Raw genomic sequence first — 15,093 nt, forward strand, 5'->3', positions numbered from 1 at the left:
AACCCGATGGGCGCTTGCGGATGGGCCGCTTGGGTCGGCCCTAAGGCCGACCCGGTTGGCTGCGCTCGATTATTGCGCGTAGATGCGCTCACGGGCCTGCTCAAGTCGCTGAAGAATGTCGTCCAGGTTGTCCGGGAACACCATGAACTCCTGAAGTCCTTCCATGCCGATCGACGCCATCTCGGCCGGGAAGTCCCGATCGAAGAACTGGGCGATGCCGCCCGGCGCGTTCGATGTCAGCATCTCGAACCCCTGGTTCAGGAACTCGTCATCATCCACTGAGGATGCCGCGTTGACGGGCAACTGGCCCAATGCATCGCCCGCGTTGATCGCGGTCTGCACCTCGGCACTGGTCACGAATTTGAGAAATTCGCGCGCGGCGTCCTTGTTCGTCGCTCCCGACGGGATGTGGAACGTGTCGATCGGCGCGTCCTCGCCTTTAGGGAAGTCGCCGATTGTCGGGAACTGATAGAAGTCGAGTTGATCGTCGGTCAGGCCGCCTTCACGCATGGGGGCGACCGCGAAGTTGCCCATCAGGTAGGCCGTGGCCTCGCCGTTGAGCATGAAGGGCAGCGCCTCCTGCCAGGAATAGTTCTGGTGGTCGTCGATGTAGGCACCCATGTCGATCAGCTTGCGCCAATTGGCAAAGGTTTCGCGGACGCGATCATCGGTCCACTCCACCTCGCCGCGGGCCAGTGCCATGTGGAAGTCAAAGCCGTTGGTGCGCATGTTGAGGTAGTCGAACCAGCCGCCCGCGGTCCACAGGAACTTCGTTCCGATGGTGTAGCACTTACGGCCCGAGTCGATGATGACCTGACAGTTGGCCAACTCTTGCTCGAAGGTCTCGGGCTCCTCCAGGCCAAGTTCGGCGAAGATGTCCTCGCGGTAATAAACGCCCCACTGGTAGTAGGTATAGGGCACGCCCCACTGTTTGCCGTCGATGGTCAGCGCGCCTTTCACGGAGTCCAGCCCCTCGATCTCCGCCCAGGTGTCGGACACATCTTCGAACAGGCCGGCATTGACATAGGGCCCCATGCGATTGGCGGCGTACCAGTTGATCAGATCGGGCGGATTCGACGTCAGCGCGTTGCGGATCTGGGATTTCCAGCCGTCGCGGTCGACCACCTCCAACTCGATGTTGAGGTCGGGGTGCATCGCGCCGAAGTCCGCGACCAGACCCTCCATCACGGCGCGGGGCGCGGGGTTGGACATGTCGGAGATGATCCGCAAATCGCCTGACAAGGCGTGGGCGTCAGCATAGGCGGCGCCGGACATGAGGGTTGAAGCGGCAAGAGCCGTAAGAATGGATCGCATAATTCCTCCCGAATTGCATCCCGTTGGTTCCATTTAATGAAACCGTGTTTCTTATATTGAAAACGATGCGACCTTCCGCCTAGGCTGTCAACAAGTTTGCGGAAGGGGAGGTCCAGCAGCGTGAATATCCAGCCAGACGCGGTGCGCGAACGGGGCGACGGCACTGTGGGCAAAGCGCTCGACGTGCTCGATCGCGTGTCGGCCTTTGGCCGGCCCGTGCGGTTTTCCGAACTGCTGGAGACTGCGCCCTTCCCCAAGGCCACGCTCTATCGTCTGGTCCAGACACTGACATCACAGGGGATGCTGCGTTTCGACGCCGACCGGGGAACCTATGCGCCCGGAATGCGCCTTGTGCGCATGGCCCATGCTGCTTGGGCGCAGTCCAGCCTGGCCCCGATCGCACGCGATCATCTGGATGGGCTCAGCGCGGTGGTTGGCGAGACGGTTCACCTGGCGCAACTTGATGGGGGGCAGGTTCTTTACGTCGACAAACGAAACGCCGCGCGCCCGGTTCGGATGTATTCCGAGGCGGGCAAGATTGGACCCGCCTATTGCACGGGCGTCGGTAAGGCCATGCTCGCCTACTTGCCCGAATCGGTCCTTGATAAAGTATTGGTCCAGCAAAGCTGGCACCGTTTCACCGATACCACCCTGACCGACGCTGATGCCATGCGCACCGAGATCTTGGCCATTCGGGCCGCTGGCTTCGCGCTCGACCGTGAGGAGCATGAGCCGGGTATCCACTGCATTGCCCTGCCGATCCTGTCGGCGACAGGCCAGGTCATGGGCGCGCTCTCGGTTACCTCGTCGACTGACCGCGGCACGCTTACCGAAATGGAGCGTTATTTGCCCCAGATGCGGCTGGCGGTTGAAAAAATTTCCGGGGATATGCGTGATTGGCGCTTCCCCGATCAACGGGAAGGATAATCCGAATATGGCAGGCGTCGAACTCACCAATGTCGTCAAGCGATACGGCGACGTGCAGGTCATGCACGGCGTCGATCTGAGCATCGAAGAAGGCGAATTCTGCGTCTTCGTCGGCCCGTCGGGTTGTGGCAAATCCACTCTTCTCCGCATGATCGCGGGGTTGGAGGAGACGACCGAGGGCCGGATCACCATCGGGGGCCGCGATGTGACCCGCGAAGACCCGTCGCAACGCGGCGTGGCGATGGTGTTTCAGACCTATGCCCTTTATCCGCATATGACGGTGGCCGACAACATGGGGTTTGGCCTCAAGATGAACGGCCACCCCAAGTCCGAAATCGACAGCAAGGTTTCCGAGGCGTCGCGCATCCTTAAGCTCGATGAGTATCTCAAACGCAAGCCCGCGGCCTTGTCTGGGGGCCAACGACAGCGCGTCGCCATCGGTCGCGCCATTGTGCGGGGACCGGAGGTCTTCCTGTTTGACGAGCCCTTGTCGAACCTCGACGCCGAATTGCGGGTCGAAATGCGGGTCGAGATCGCGCGCCTGCACAAGGAAATCGGCGCGACGATGATCTATGTCACCCACGATCAGGTCGAGGCGATGACAATGGCCGACAAGATCGTGGTGTTGCGGGCGGGCCGGATCGAACAGGTCGGCGCGCCGCTGGAGTTGTACCGAAACCCGAACAATCGCTTTGTCGCGGGCTTCATCGGGTCGCCCTCGATGAACTTCCTGAAAGGCAAGGTGACCGGAGGTGGAGTCGAGGTGCCGGGGCTGCAAACCACCGTCACCCCCGCCGTTACCCTGCCAGCCGAGGGCACGGACGTGATCCTTGGCATGCGCCCGGAGCACCTGAGCGTGGAGGACGGCGACACCCTTACCGTGGATCTGACCGAGGCGCTGGGCGGTGTCAGCTACGCCTATCTGACCACCGACACCGAAGAGAAGATCATTGTCGAGGAGCGCGGCGACATCCGTTCCGACGAAGGCGACCGCATCGGGCTGAGTATCGATCCGGCGCGCATCCTGGTCTTTGATGCCAAGACGGAATTGCGCCTGCGGTGAAACTGCGCCCGGGATGTGAAACGGGGGCTGCGAAACGGTCCCCGGTCAGTCTCGCGAATTGCTACGTCTCAGACCTTGCGTAGGATGCCGAAACTCACCTTCGTGTATTCGAACTTAGCGCGCACGTTGTTGGCTGCGGCAGAGCCTTCGAGACGCTCGTCGCCGAAGCCCATGTAGAGGCCCTGCGCCCGCATCGTCTAGCTATCGTTGAGCGGGCCTTCGAGACCGAAGCCGACCGCGAAGCCGAAGCTTGTCTCGTCAAGTTCGCAGATGACAGAGCCGCAGGCACCGGTGTCGGCTGTCGCCGATACCTTGCCCACTGCAAGACCGGAGGTCACATAGAGCATCAGTCCGTTCGGGAGCGCAATGCCATAACGCGCGCGAACCGTGGCCACCGCATCGAAATCATTGGAGCAGGCTTCACCGAAAATGATTCAGGGTGCGTTCCACCGACGGCGAAGCCATCGGCATTCGATGCGCTCAGATCGCCCTGGTAGCCGAACACCGAAGCACCGGACTGCCAATTGCGACCGTAGATCAAGCCGAAGGTCGCGCCATCCACGTCGACGTTTACGCCGCCTGGCGTGGCGACCCAAGAGTGGTCATCGTCGCCCGTCAGATAGCCGATTTCCACCCCCGCATATCGCCCGGCCCAATCCGGGGCCAAGGCTGGGTGCCGATCATAAGCGCAAAGGTGATCGCGGTGGTGATCGCTCCGGGTGTCACGTGGCGGTCTTTCATTTCGGCCAATAAGGCATTTTGGGGGTTGCGGTAGCCCAAGCGAAGGCGCGCGTATCATTATGTCGAGTAATGTATGGGGCGAAAGCGATTTGTTTGCAGTTCTGACTTGGGAATCCTTCTGATTTTTTCTGACGGGCCGCTACGAATCCGGGAAGTTGCGCTCGCCGCTGCGTGGGTCAAAGACCGAACGGAGATGATGTTGTCTACACGCTAACTCGGTTGACGTGGCGCATCTGACCGCGTTCAGTCAATTTGCAGCCCGCGTCTTTGGCGCGGTCGTCACGAGCGGGGAGGGCGCGTGCGAGCATTCTTGGCAGCATTGTATGCTTTGGGGGCCATAAACGCCGGTGTCCTGGCCGTTGGCCGTTGGGTCGGCATCGCCTGTATGGCCGTGATGGTGATCTTCATCCTGATCCAGGTCTTCTGGCGTTACGTTCTCTCCAACCCGCTTCCCTGGCCCGAGGAGGCCGCGCGTTTCCTGATGCTTTGGCTGATGGTTGTCGCCCCAACAGCACTGCGCCGGGGCGGCTTTGTCGCCATCGACATGGTTCAGCTTGTCCTGCCGCGCGGGGTTGGCGCGACGCTGAATCTGATCCTGATGGCGATCTCGCTCATCGTTCTGGTTGTCGCGGTCCAGATCGGCTGGTCCGAGGTCACCGGCTTTTCGGGCCGTTTCAAAACGTCCTCTCTCTTTTACCCCACCGGTGACGGTTTGGAAAAGATACCGCGCAGCTGGATGATGGCCTCCCTTTTGGTGGGCATCGCGATGATGATTTCCGTGATGGTGGAGTTGATCGGGCGGCAGATCGCAGTCATGGCCGGGCGAGGCGATCAGCTGATTGAAATTCCCGAAACCGCGACCGTGGGGGCGGAATAGATGCTGAGACCGCCATGCTAGTCTGGTTCCTACCACTTTTTCTTGTGCTGCTGATGATCGGTCTGCCGGTCTTTTTCGCCCTGCTGGCCGCGCCCGGCGCTCTTCTTTGGTTGAACGGCCAAGAGAAGGACCTCGTCCTGCTTTACCGTAACACTTACAACGGGATGGACAGCTTCCCGCTGATGGCGATCCCCTTTTTCATGCTGGCCGGCGAGATGATGAACCGGGGCGGCATCACGATGCGGCTTGTGGAGTTCTCGCAGGCCCTCGTCGGGCACTTCCGGGCCGGTCTGGCGCAGGTCAATATCCTGTCGTCGATGCTGTTTGCGGGGCTTTCCGGGTCGGCGGTGGCGGATACATCCGCGCTGGGCTCCATGCTGATCCCGGCGATGGAGAAGGAGGGGTATACCCGCAAGTTCGCCGCCGCCGTCACCGCCGCGTCTTCCGTCATCGGTCCGATCATTCCGCCGTCGGGCATCATGATCATCTATGCCTACGTGATGGAACAATCCGTCGCCGCATTGTTTCTGGCGGGCATCGTGCCGGGCGTGCTGGTGGGCGTCGGGCTGATGACGGTGACCAATGTCATGGCGCGCCGAAACCCGGGCGGCTTCCCCGAGCTCAAGCGCCGGGCCACGTGGGGCGAAAAGGGGCAGGCGTCGCTCAAGGCATTCTTCCCTTTGCTGACCCCTGTCATCATCCTGGGTGGGATCCTCGGTGGCATCTTCACCCCGACGGAGGCCTCGGCCGTGGCTGTGGCCTACGCCGCCGTCGTCTCGCTTTTCATCCTGCGGGAGATGACCTGGCGCGACCTGCCGGACGTTCTGGGCAAGTCGGCCCTGATCTCATCGGTGGTTCTGCTGCTGGTGGGCGCGGCGCTGGCGTTCAAAACGGTGGTCGCCCTGTCCCACGCGCCCGAAGCGCTGGCCGCGATGATCCTGTCGCTGTCGTCGAACCCGCTGGTTCTGCTGCTGCTGATTAACCTGCTCTTGTTCATCGTCGGCATGTTCCTGGATGCCGGACCCGCGATCATCATCCTCGGCCCGATTCTGGGCCCGATTTTTACCTCGCTGGGCGTGGACCCGGTGCATTTCGCCATCATCATGTCGGTCAACCTGACCGTCGGGCTTGCCACGCCACCAATGGGGCTGGTCCTCTTCGTGGCGAGTTCTGTTTCCGGCGAACGGGTTGAGACCATCGCCCGCGCCATCCTGCCGTTCCTTGCTGTCGAAGTTTTCGTGATCGGCCTGATCACCTACATCCCGGCCATTTCGCTGGCGGTGCCACGCTTCTTCGGCTTCCTGTAAATATCGGTCCAAAAGGGAGAGAGACCAAATGAAACTAACCAACATCCTGAAAGCGGGCGCATTGGCTGCGATCACGGCCCTTCCGTCTCTGGCCTTCGCGGACGCGCATGCCATCAACATTCGCGCCACCGCCAACTCCAACGAAAACGACGAGGATTATGACGGTCTGGTCGTCTTCAAGAACTATGTCGAAGCTGCGTCGAACGGTGCGGTCACCGTCGAGCTCTTTATCGGGACGCAGCTTTGCTCGAACGGCGCGGAATGTCTGCAAGGCGTGGCCGATGGCTCGATCGACGTTTTCGTGACGACGTCGGGCGGCGCGGCGGGCATCTTTCCCTATGTGCAGATCTTCGACCTGCCATACCTGATGTCCGACGACCGCATCGCGGAGGAAGTCCTGACCGCCACCGACCTGACGGCGCAGCTTCGCGCCAAGGCGCTGGAGGATTCGGGCGACACGATCCGCATCATGACCGTGGGCAACACAGGCGGCTGGCGCAACTTCGCCAACACGCAGCGCCGCGTCGCGACGCCCGATGATATCGCCGGTCTAAAGATCCGCACGGTCGTGGCCGATCTGCCGCAGGAGCTGGTCCGCGCGCTGGGGGCCTCGCCCACACCGATCCCGTGGCCAGAACTGTTCACGTCGCTTCAGACCGGTGTTGTCGAAGGCTCCAAGAACGGAATCACCGACATCATGGGCATGAAGTTTCCCGATGCGGGGCTTCAGTATCTCACGCTCGACGGTCACGCCTACATGGCCGCCATCTGGGTGATGAACAACGAGAAGTTCCAAGCGATGGATGACGGCATGAAGCGCGTCATCGTTGATGGCTTCGCGGCATTGCAACAGGCCACGTTTGCCAGCCCCAAGCGCAAGTCGATCCAGGCCTACGAGGATTTCGTGGCCGGGGGCGGCGATCTCTACGTGCCCACACCCGAGCAGAAGCAGGCTTTCCAAGAGGCCGCGAGCCCGGTCTATGACTGGTTTGCGAGCAACGTGGACGGGGGGGATGAGATGCTGGCAAACTTCCGCGCCGCGATCGCATCGGCCGAAGAGAGCGTGAACGCGCGTCGTATGTCCGACATGCAGTGATACGACCGGTTGCGGGCGGCTTGTCGCTCGTTGCCGACCGGATCAGGCGGCGGACGCGTCGCCCGGTTTTGTCATATCGGGTTTGCCGCCTGACGCGGGTCCAGGATCCCGCTCGAAGCTGCTGATCACCTCGGTCAGGTCGCCGGTGGCGGCCGACATGGTCCGGGCCAGCATCACCCCTTGCTCTGACGCCTCGACGTTGCGCTCAATAGATCGGGACATGGACACCATGGTCGCCTCCAGAACGCTGAATTCCGCAGCCTGCGCCTCGTTGGTGGCGATGATGCCGTCGAAGACCGACCTGATGTCCGCCATTTGTTTCTGCAACCGGGCGAGGACTGTCCCGGTCTCCTCGGTGATCTCGCGTCCGGCTATAACCTGCAGGGCGTTGTCGGTCACCAGCGTCCGGATGTCTTCCGCGCCGTTGGCGACGCGCGTCGCAAGTGCGCGGACTTCCGTGGCGACGACGGCGAATCCAAGCCCCGCGTCACCGGCTCGCGCCGCTTCGACCGCAGCGTTGAGAGAAAGCAGGTGGGTCTGGTGGGCGATCGTGTCGATCAGGTCGGCGAGGCCTTGGACCGCGACGCTGCCTTCTTCGATCCGGGACATGTTGGACGTGATGCGATTGATGCCCGTGCCCGCATTGGCCGCTTCCGCCGCGATTGCATCAAGGGCGGCCTGCGCCTGCCCGGCGGCATCCCTGTTGGCATCAAGGGTATCGCGCATTGCCGCTGATCCACTGTTCAGCACACTGATATTCGTTTGCTCCGTCGCCGCGCGTTCCCTCAGGCCGGATGCCTGTTCGCGCAGGGCATCGGAGGCGGACATGATCTGCTCAGCGGCCGATCCGATCCGCGAGAGTGCATGGTCGACGGCTCCGACGGTCGTGGCGATATTGTTCTGCAATTTTCTGAAGTCGCCCGAAAATGTGCCCGCCATCTGCGCGTTGAGCCGCCCCTGTGCCAGGTCGTCGAGGGCCAGCATCGCCGACCGCAGGCCTGCGCCCAGCGTCTCCATCAGGGCGTTCAGGTCGGCCCCGATTCCGGCCAACACAGGGTCGGTCAGATCCCCCTCGACACGGTGTGCGAGGTTCCCGTCCTGCGCGCCGCGCAGGACGGTTCCGAGCGATCTGCGAAGCTGGTCCTCCAAGGCCTCGCGCTCCCGGGCACGGGCCTGCGTTTCCAGATCGTTGAAGGCCTCCAGTATGGACATCTGTTCCCTGTTCATAACCCGCAGAAATATGTCCGCACCCTTGGGGCCAAGGCCCAGGTACCAGGATGTCCGTTGCAGCAGTGATCCGAGCATGAGTGTCTGAAGGTGTTGATGACGTTGCGAGAAATCCTGAAACGTTCGCCCGTGGGCGATAAGGCTCCGCGCCATGGCCAGATGGTTTCGCGCGCGCTCCGCGTCGTCCGGGTTCAGGAACGCATCCGTCACACGCTGGATCGTGCGCGCGACATCGCTTTCGCTGGCCGGATCGGAGATGGCCTCGGTGCTTTTGGCCAGAACCGTCCGGACGTGGGCCTCCAGGTCGTAGGCGCAGATGCGGAATACCCTCTTGGGGGTGTCCGGTTGTGTCGGGCGTGGGAATTTGGGGGCTGCATTCATCATAACAGCTCGCGGAGAGGAAGATTCGCCCGAGCTTATCCGCTTCGCCTGAATATGACCTTAACGCCCAGTTCAGCGGAAAGGATACATCCAGACCTTGTAGTCGTCGATCAGCTCGTGCGCCTTGACGATCTGCGCGCGCGTCATCTTCTTGACGACCTCTTCCTGGCTGATCGCCGCGTCAGGGTCGCCTCCGATGGCGCTGAGCGCGTACCACATATAGGCGCGGATCAGGTCGGAGGCAGGCATCCCCAGCCCGACTTCGTAGTACCAGCCGACGCCGGATTGCGCGCCGGGATGCCCCTTCATTGCCGCCCGCAAGTACCATTCAAAGGCACGGATCTCGTCGCGGTCAACGCCCAGGCCCAGAGCGTACATCACCCCGATCAACTCCTCCGCGTCCGCATTTCCCGACCGGGCCGCAGGCCAAAGCGCTTCGCGTGCTTGCGCAAACTGACCCGCCTCCATCAGGTCGCGCGCATCTTCGATGTCGGCCAGCGTGGGCGTCGCAAGCAGCAACGCAAAGGCAAGGTATTTCATCGTCTCCTCCTGATGATCACCTTGGTCGCCGGGCCCGCAGCGGCGCAAGAGGTGACATTCCACCCCTACGACGAAGCCCGTGCCGCCATTGGTCGGTTGCTTTTCTACGATCCAATCCTGTCGGGCAACCGCAACATCAGTTGTGCAACCTGCCACCACCACGAGACCTTTTCTGCCGACGGCTTATCGCTTGGCATCGGCGAGGGCGGCACGGGGATCGGACCCCAGCGTGCGGTGGCTGACGGGGGCATCGTCAAGCGTATCCCCCGCAACGCGCCGGGTCTTTGGAACGTTGGTGCGACTGAATTTACGACCTTTTTCCATGACGGGCGCGTGTCGCAGTCGAACGCCTATGGCACCGGGTATGACAGCCCGGCCGAAGAATGGCTGCCGCCGGGTTTGCCCAACCTTCTGGCGGTTCAGGCGCTGTTTCCCCTGACCGCGCAGTTCGAAATGGCGGGCAACGTGGGCGAGAACGAGGTGATCGGAGCGGTCAGCGACCGGATCGACGGGGGCTGGCCGATCCTGGCGAAACGTGTGCGCACGATCCCGGCCTATGCAACTGCTCTGACGTCGGCCTTCGGACTGGCGCATGCCGAAGACATCCGCATCGGGCACATTGCCGTCGCCTTGGCCGACTTCATGAACGCGGAATGGCGCAGCCTTGATGCGCCGTGGGACAAATGGCGCGCGGGGCAGGGAAGGCTGACGCCCGCACAGCATCGGGGGCGCACCCTGTTCTTCGGCAAGGCCGATTGTGCGTCCTGCCATTCGGGGCCGCTGTTCACTGACCACGACTTTCACGCGCTGGCCCTGCCGCCGTTCGGACCCGGCCGGACGCGGCGGTTCGACCCGATGCCGCGCGATGTCGGGCGGATGGCAGAAAGCGACGATCTTGATGATGCCTATCGCTTCAGGACACCGAGCCTGCGCAACGTGACCCTGACCGCGCCCTACGGGCACAACGGGTCCTATCCGACGCTGGCGGGGATAATTCGGCATCATGCCGACCCTGCGCGCGGGTTGGCTGGCTGGACGCCCGACATGGCCCGGCTTCCCGAAGCGCCCTGGCTTGCGGCGACCGATTTCGTGATCCAGTCTGATCGGCGGGAAATGCAGCGTGTGGCCGCGCGCATCGATATCCAGCCGATCGACCTGTCCGAGGCGGACATCGCCGATCTCGTCGCCTTTTTGGGAGCCCTGGAGGGCACCGCCAGCAAATACGGACGTCTCGGCGTGCCGGAATCCGTGCCTTCGGGGAGTGAGGTGGAGCGATGACACGCTTGTTGGTCTGCGGCATCGCCGTCATGGACTACGTCCACCGGGTCGAGACGCTGCCCACCGTCGAGGGCAAGCACCGCAGCACCTCGTTCGAACGGATCGGCGGCGGCTGTGCCGCGAATGCAGCGGTCGGAGCCGCGCGCCTTGGGGCGGAGGTGACGCTGATGACGCGGCTGGGGGCGGATGCGACCGGTGACGAACTGGCCGCGATGTTCGCCGACCGTGCCATAACGCCAGCTTTTGCGCGCGGCGGGCGCACGCCGCTCAGCTCGATCCTGATCGATTCCAGGGGTGAGCGGATGATCGTCAATTTCCCCGGATTGGACCTGCCGACCGCCCCGCCGTCCCCGCCGGAATTCGATGTCGTCCTGTCGGACTGCCGCTGGCCCGAAGCGGCCGACGCGGCTCTGCGCGCGGCGCTTGACAGGGGCGTGCCCAGCGTCCTTGACGGAGAAAAATACACGCCCGAACCCCTTGCGGCATTGGCCAGCCATGTGGTTTTTAGCGCACCGGGACTGCGCGATTTCACCGGCATCCACGACCTGCCCCGCGCGCTGGCTGATGCCGCTGCCCGGCTTCCGAACCGCGTTGCCTATACCGATGGGCCGAACGGGGTGTATTGGGCAGATGGGCCTCATGTCCCGGCACCGCGCATCATGCCCGTCGACACTCTGGGAGCAGGGGATCTGTGGCATGGGGCCTTTGCTCTGGCTCTTGGTCGAGGGCTGGATCTGATCGCCGCGTCGACTTTCGCCAATACCGCCGCCGCGCTCAAATGCACCCGCGCGGGCGGCTGGGATCACTATCCGACATCAGACGAACTGGAAAATGCATGACGACCCAACTCACCCCCGGCAAGCAACTGGGATTTCGTCGCATGGCCGATGCCGCGGGCCGCTTCAAGATGACAGCAGTGGATCAGCGCCCGCCTATCAAATCGTCCGTCGAGGCGCATCATGGCGGGCCGAACTGGGACGACGTGGCGCGCGTGAAGACCGAGCTTTTGGCGGCGTTACAACCCTCGTCCACGGCAATGCTGATGGATCCGCACTATGCGATCCCGCATGGCTGGACGGTGTTCGACCCGCGCAAGGGATTGATCGTGACGCTGGAGGACAGCCAGTTCCGCGATACCGGACAGGGGCGCTTCTCGGCGGAGATCGACGACTGGTCCGTGGGTAAGATCAAGCGGATGGGCGGCGACGCGGTCAAGGTTCTGGCCTGGTACCGGCCCGACATCTCGCAGGAGGTGCGCGAGGCGCAACACGACTTCGTCAAGCGCACGGGCGAGGCCTGTGCCAGGTATGACATTCCGTTCCTGTTCGAACTTCTGGTCCATCCTGTCGACAGCGACGCCGAGCAGACCAGCGAGTATACCGAGATGGCGACGAAGCATTCCGATCATGTTCTCGCCTCGGTCGAGGCTTTTGCGGGCGCGGACTACGGCGTGGATGTCTTCAAGCTGGAAAGTCCTGTTCCGGCCAAGGGCATCACCGGCGGCGACGCGTCAGTGCAGGTTCTGTTCGACCAGATGGGCCGGTTGGCGGCCCGGCCCTGGGTCATGCTCTCGGCGGGTGCGGGCAAACCCGACTTCAAAACGGTGCTGGAGTACGCCTATGCCGCAGGGGCCAGCGGCTATCTTGCCGGTCGGGCGATCTGGCTCGATGCGTTCAACAGCTATGCCGACTGGGATGCAATGAAGGCGGGCCTCGCACGCGATTCCGTTCCGTACATGGCCGATCTGAATAGGCTGACCGACGCGCGCGCGACGCCTTGGCATGACCACGCCAGCTACGGAGGTGAGGGCCTGCGCTTTGTCGATCCGACGGCTGGCTTCCGCCACGGTTACGGAGATATCTGATGCGGATCGCCATACTGCCGCTGGGGCGGCCCACGTTCGATGTGCCCTATGCCGAGGAAAAGCTGGCCGCGATGCTGGCCCGGCTGGATACCTTCGCAATGAAGCAAGGGTACGAAGTCACGGGCCCGCGCACCCTTTTGATGGGGCCGGACGAGGTGGCGCTGGAGGCCGCGAAGGACGCGGATGTCTTGTTGATCCTTCAGATCACCTTCACCGATGCAGCCTTCGCCACCCGCGCCGCAGTCGCGCACGATGGCCGCGTCGCGATCTGGGCCGTGCCGGAGCCGCGGGTGGGCGGACGCCTGCGGCTGAACGCGTTTTGCGGATTGAACCTTTTGTCCCACGCACTCGGCCTGAACGCCCGGCGGTTTGCCTGGGCCTATGGCGATGAGGTCGACCTGTCCGCCTTGCTGACCGGGCCGCAAGTGACGCCGAAACGGGGGCTTCCCACAGATGCGTCCCCTGTCGCGATCCGTGGCGACCTGAAAATCGCCCGCATTGGCGCGCGGCCCGACGGGTTCGATACCTGTGCGTATGACAAGGCTGACCTAGCGGACCTGACCGGTGCGCACGTGACCGAATTGGATTTGCCCGACCTGTTTGACCGCGCGCGTGCCTTGCCCGATGCGGCTGTTGCACCCTACGCGGCAAAGGCCGCGCATCTGGGTGGCCTGGATACGTTGGACAAGGGTGAACTTGACCGTTCCCTCCGCCTGGCCGGGGCGTTGGATCAGTTGAAGTCCGAATATCACTTCGACGCCATGGCGATCCGCTGCTGGCCCGAGACGTTCACTGAATACGGCGGTGCAGTCTGCGGCCCGGTTTCCATGCTGGGCGAGGCACGGATTCCCTGCGCCTGCGAAGCCGACGTTTACGGCGCGGTTACCCAGATCATTCTGCAAGACGTGGCAGATGTGCCCGTGTTCCTTGCCGACCTGGTTGACATGGATGGCGACACGGGCGTGGTCTGGCACTGCGGACAGGCCCCCGTTTCCATGGCCGCCCGCGCGCCCGACGCCACGGTTCATACCAATCGCAAGCAGGCGCTCCTGCTGGAATTTCCGCTGAAGGCCGGGCGCGTGACGCTCTTCCGCCTCAGCCAGGCCTACGGCACGCCCCAGGTCGTGATCGCCACGGGGACGGTAGTGGATGCGCCGATGGCCTATACGGGGACCAGCGGTGTTGTCCGCTTCGACAATCCCGCCGGTGCCGTCTGCCAAGATATCATGGCGTCGGGCCTCGAGCACCACATGGCGCTGGCCTACGGCGATCATGCGGACACGTTGCGCGGTGTTGCGGCGGGGCTGGGTCTGACGGTGCTGGAGCTGGGTGCATGATCCGTTATGGGCTGATCGGTGCCGGCATGATGGGGCAGGAGCATATCCGCAACATCACTCTTCTTGACGGCGCGACGGTCGCCGCCGTGATGGACCCGGATGAGGGCATGCGCCGCGCCGCGATGACAACCGCCGGTGCGCAGGGGTTCTCGGACCCCGAGGCAATGATCGCGGCGGACCTGGCGGACGTCTACCTGATCGCCGCGCCAAACGACGTGCACGCGGGGCTGGTTCAACGCCTGCTGGCCACGGACAAGCCGATAATGGTGGAGAAACCGCTTGCCACCACCACGGCCGAATGCCGCGATCTGCTCAGCCAGGCTCAGGGGCGCGTGGCCCCGGTCTGGGTGGCGATGGAGTACCGCTACATGCCGCCCATTCAGCGCCTGATCCAGATGCTCGACCAAGGGGCGGTGGGGGTGCCGCGCATGGTCTCTATCCGCGAACACCGCTTTCCGTTCTTGCAGAAGGTGGACGCATGGAACCGCTTCAACGCGCGCACCGGCGGCACGCTGATCGAGAAATGCTGCCACTTCTGGGACCTGATGCGCTTGCTGCTCGGGGCCGATCCGATCCGAGTGTACGCCAGCGCCGGCGTCGACGTGAACCACCGGGACGAGCGTTATGCCGGGGGCATACCCGACATTATCGACAACGCATATGTCATCGTCGATTTCGCCAATGGAACCCGCGGGATGCTGGACCTGTGCATGTTCGCCGAAGGCTCTCACTGGCAGGAGTCGATCGCGGTCACCGGGCCAAACGCCCGGGTCGAGGCCCTCATTCCGGGACCCGCCCGTTTCGCGCCGGACGGCAAGCCGCGGGAGGCAGAGGTCGTGACTTCGATCCGCGCCCTTAGGAAAGAAGTGCGCGAGGTCGTGCATACGCCGGCGGAACTGCTGACCGCCGGTGATCATCACGGCTCGACCTTCTATCAACACAAGCGGTTCATCGACCTCGTGCGGCACGGCTCCGGCCTGCCAGAGGTCAGTCTGGATGACGGCTACTGGTCCGTGCTGGTCGGTGAGGCGGCGGAGGAATCCGCGCGTTCCGGTCAGGCGATCGATCTGCGGGGGCGCGGGGCCTGAGCGTGCTTCCCCTTGCCATAAATATCCTGGACCAAGCGCGGTCTGCCGCACCC

The 15,093-nt window shown here is 63.3% G+C and carries 15 protein-coding genes; 10 read left to right on the top strand and 5 right to left on the bottom strand.

Annotated features, from left to right (window positions below; translation table 11 throughout):
- Positions 1–69: 69 nt before the first annotated feature.
- Positions 70–1,275, bottom strand: a complete 1,206-nt coding sequence (locus tag BLV27_RS04630; protein WP_425283638.1) for an ABC transporter substrate-binding protein — start codon at positions 1,273–1,275, stop codon at positions 70–72.
- A gap of 159 nt (positions 1,276–1,434) precedes the next feature.
- Here BLV27_RS04630 and BLV27_RS04635 point away from each other — a divergent pair, with 159 nt between their 5' ends.
- Both BLV27_RS04635 and BLV27_RS04640 read left to right on the top strand, forming a co-directional pair.
- On the top strand, positions 1,435–2,241 hold the full coding sequence (locus BLV27_RS04635) for an IclR family transcriptional regulator (RefSeq protein WP_425283639.1): 807 nt from the start codon (positions 1,435–1,437) through the stop codon (positions 2,239–2,241).
- Positions 2,242–2,248: 7 nt separating this feature from the next.
- On the top strand, positions 2,249–3,304 hold the full coding sequence (locus BLV27_RS04640) for an ABC transporter ATP-binding protein (protein ID WP_092643166.1): 1,056 nt from the start codon (positions 2,249–2,251) through the stop codon (positions 3,302–3,304).
- 197 nt (positions 3,305–3,501) lie between these two features.
- Here BLV27_RS04640 and BLV27_RS19285 read toward each other — a convergent pair whose 3' ends face one another.
- Positions 3,502–3,651 carry a hypothetical protein gene (locus tag BLV27_RS19285; RefSeq protein WP_170831351.1) on the bottom strand — a complete coding sequence of 50 codons (150 nt, stop codon included), beginning with the start codon at positions 3,649–3,651 and terminating at the stop codon, positions 3,502–3,504.
- The gene (locus BLV27_RS04645) at positions 3,651–3,938 is read right to left on the bottom strand and encodes a hypothetical protein (protein WP_092643169.1); all 288 of its coding nucleotides are present in this window, start codon (positions 3,936–3,938) and stop codon (positions 3,651–3,653) included. Before BLV27_RS04645 ends, BLV27_RS19285 begins: the two co-directional genes overlap by 1 nt.
- Positions 3,939–4,355: 417 nt before the next feature.
- Here BLV27_RS04645 and BLV27_RS04650 point away from each other — a divergent pair, with 417 nt between their 5' ends.
- From BLV27_RS04650 to BLV27_RS04660, 3 genes are read left to right on the top strand one after another with little or no spacing between them, the layout of a single operon-like run.
- Positions 4,356–4,922: a TRAP transporter small permease gene (locus BLV27_RS04650; RefSeq protein ID WP_244504539.1), complete on the top strand. Its 567-nt coding sequence runs from the start codon at positions 4,356–4,358 to the stop codon at positions 4,920–4,922.
- Positions 4,923–4,936: 14 nt separating this feature from the next.
- On the top strand, positions 4,937–6,229 hold the full coding sequence (locus BLV27_RS04655) for a TRAP transporter large permease (protein WP_092643172.1): 1,293 nt from the start codon (positions 4,937–4,939) through the stop codon (positions 6,227–6,229).
- Positions 6,230–6,257: 28 nt separating this feature from the next.
- Positions 6,258–7,325 (top strand): TRAP transporter substrate-binding protein, encoded by a 1,068-nt coding sequence (locus tag BLV27_RS04660; protein ID WP_092643175.1) that lies wholly within the window; start codon positions 6,258–6,260, stop codon positions 7,323–7,325.
- A 42-nt stretch (positions 7,326–7,367) separates the two neighbouring features.
- Here BLV27_RS04660 and BLV27_RS04665 read toward each other — a convergent pair whose 3' ends face one another.
- Both BLV27_RS04665 and BLV27_RS04670 read right to left on the bottom strand, forming a co-directional pair.
- Complete coding sequence (locus BLV27_RS04665) at positions 7,368–8,933, bottom strand: methyl-accepting chemotaxis protein (RefSeq protein ID WP_170831352.1); 1,566 nt, start codon at positions 8,931–8,933, stop codon at positions 7,368–7,370.
- Positions 8,934–9,005: 72 nt separating this feature from the next.
- On the bottom strand, positions 9,006–9,473 hold the full coding sequence (locus BLV27_RS04670; protein ID WP_092643181.1) for a tetratricopeptide repeat protein: 468 nt from the start codon (positions 9,471–9,473) through the stop codon (positions 9,006–9,008).
- A 12-nt stretch (positions 9,474–9,485) separates the two neighbouring features.
- On the opposite strand from BLV27_RS04670, the gene BLV27_RS04675 reads away from it, so the two are divergent.
- Genes BLV27_RS04675 through BLV27_RS04695 form a run of 5 tightly spaced genes read left to right on the top strand, consistent with a single transcriptional unit; the run spans position 9,486 to position 15,040 of the window.
- Entirely contained in the window at positions 9,486–10,751 is a 1,266-nt protein-coding gene (locus tag BLV27_RS04675; RefSeq protein ID WP_092643184.1) for a cytochrome-c peroxidase, read from the top strand.
- A complete protein-coding gene (locus BLV27_RS04680; protein ID WP_092643187.1) occupies positions 10,748–11,590 on the top strand; it encodes a PfkB family carbohydrate kinase in 843 nt (280 codons plus the stop codon). Before BLV27_RS04675 ends, BLV27_RS04680 begins: the two co-directional genes overlap by 4 nt.
- Positions 11,587–12,615 carry a tagatose 1,6-diphosphate aldolase gene (locus BLV27_RS04685; RefSeq protein ID WP_092643190.1) on the top strand — a complete coding sequence of 343 codons (1,029 nt, stop codon included), beginning with the start codon at positions 11,587–11,589 and terminating at the stop codon, positions 12,613–12,615. The genes BLV27_RS04680 and BLV27_RS04685 overlap by 4 nt, the downstream gene beginning before the upstream one ends.
- Positions 12,615–13,952 carry a hypothetical protein gene (locus tag BLV27_RS04690; protein WP_092643194.1) on the top strand — a complete coding sequence of 446 codons (1,338 nt, stop codon included), beginning with the start codon at positions 12,615–12,617 and terminating at the stop codon, positions 13,950–13,952. The genes BLV27_RS04685 and BLV27_RS04690 overlap by 1 nt, the downstream gene beginning before the upstream one ends.
- Positions 13,949–15,040, top strand: a complete 1,092-nt coding sequence (locus BLV27_RS04695) for a Gfo/Idh/MocA family protein (RefSeq protein ID WP_092643197.1) — start codon at positions 13,949–13,951, stop codon at positions 15,038–15,040. Before BLV27_RS04690 ends, BLV27_RS04695 begins: the two co-directional genes overlap by 4 nt.
- Positions 15,041–15,093: the final 53 nt, after the last annotated feature.

Source organism: Jannaschia faecimaris (assembly GCF_900107415.1).
Lineage (GTDB): Bacteria > Pseudomonadota > Alphaproteobacteria > Rhodobacterales > Rhodobacteraceae > Jannaschia > Jannaschia faecimaris.

Bases quoted from the DNA above. Each gene is read 5' to 3' on its own strand.
- BLV27_RS04630 (WP_425283638.1), bottom strand. From the start codon at position 1,275: ATGTCCGGCGCCGCCTATGCTGACGCCCACGCCTTGTCAGGCGATTTG.
- BLV27_RS04640 (WP_092643166.1), top strand. From the start codon at position 2,249: ATGGCAGGCGTCGAACTCACCAATGTCGTCAAGCGATACGGCGACGTG.
- BLV27_RS19285 (WP_170831351.1), bottom strand. From the start codon at position 3,651: ATGCTCTATGTGACCTCCGGTCTTGCAGTGGGCAAGGTATCGGCGACA.
- BLV27_RS04655 (WP_092643172.1), top strand. From the start codon at position 4,937: ATGCTAGTCTGGTTCCTACCACTTTTTCTTGTGCTGCTGATGATCGGT.
- BLV27_RS04660 (WP_092643175.1), top strand. From the start codon at position 6,258: ATGAAACTAACCAACATCCTGAAAGCGGGCGCATTGGCTGCGATCACG.
- BLV27_RS04665 (WP_170831352.1), bottom strand. From the start codon at position 8,933: ATGAATGCAGCCCCCAAATTCCCACGCCCGACACAACCGGACACCCCC.
- BLV27_RS04670 (WP_092643181.1), bottom strand. From the start codon at position 9,473: ATGAAATACCTTGCCTTTGCGTTGCTGCTTGCGACGCCCACGCTGGCC.
- BLV27_RS04675 (WP_092643184.1), top strand. From the start codon at position 9,486: ATGATCACCTTGGTCGCCGGGCCCGCAGCGGCGCAAGAGGTGACATTC.
- BLV27_RS04680 (WP_092643187.1), top strand. From the start codon at position 10,748: ATGACACGCTTGTTGGTCTGCGGCATCGCCGTCATGGACTACGTCCAC.
- BLV27_RS04685 (WP_092643190.1), top strand. From the start codon at position 11,587: ATGACGACCCAACTCACCCCCGGCAAGCAACTGGGATTTCGTCGCATG.
- BLV27_RS04690 (WP_092643194.1), top strand. From the start codon at position 12,615: ATGCGGATCGCCATACTGCCGCTGGGGCGGCCCACGTTCGATGTGCCC.
- BLV27_RS04695 (WP_092643197.1), top strand. From the start codon at position 13,949: ATGATCCGTTATGGGCTGATCGGTGCCGGCATGATGGGGCAGGAGCAT.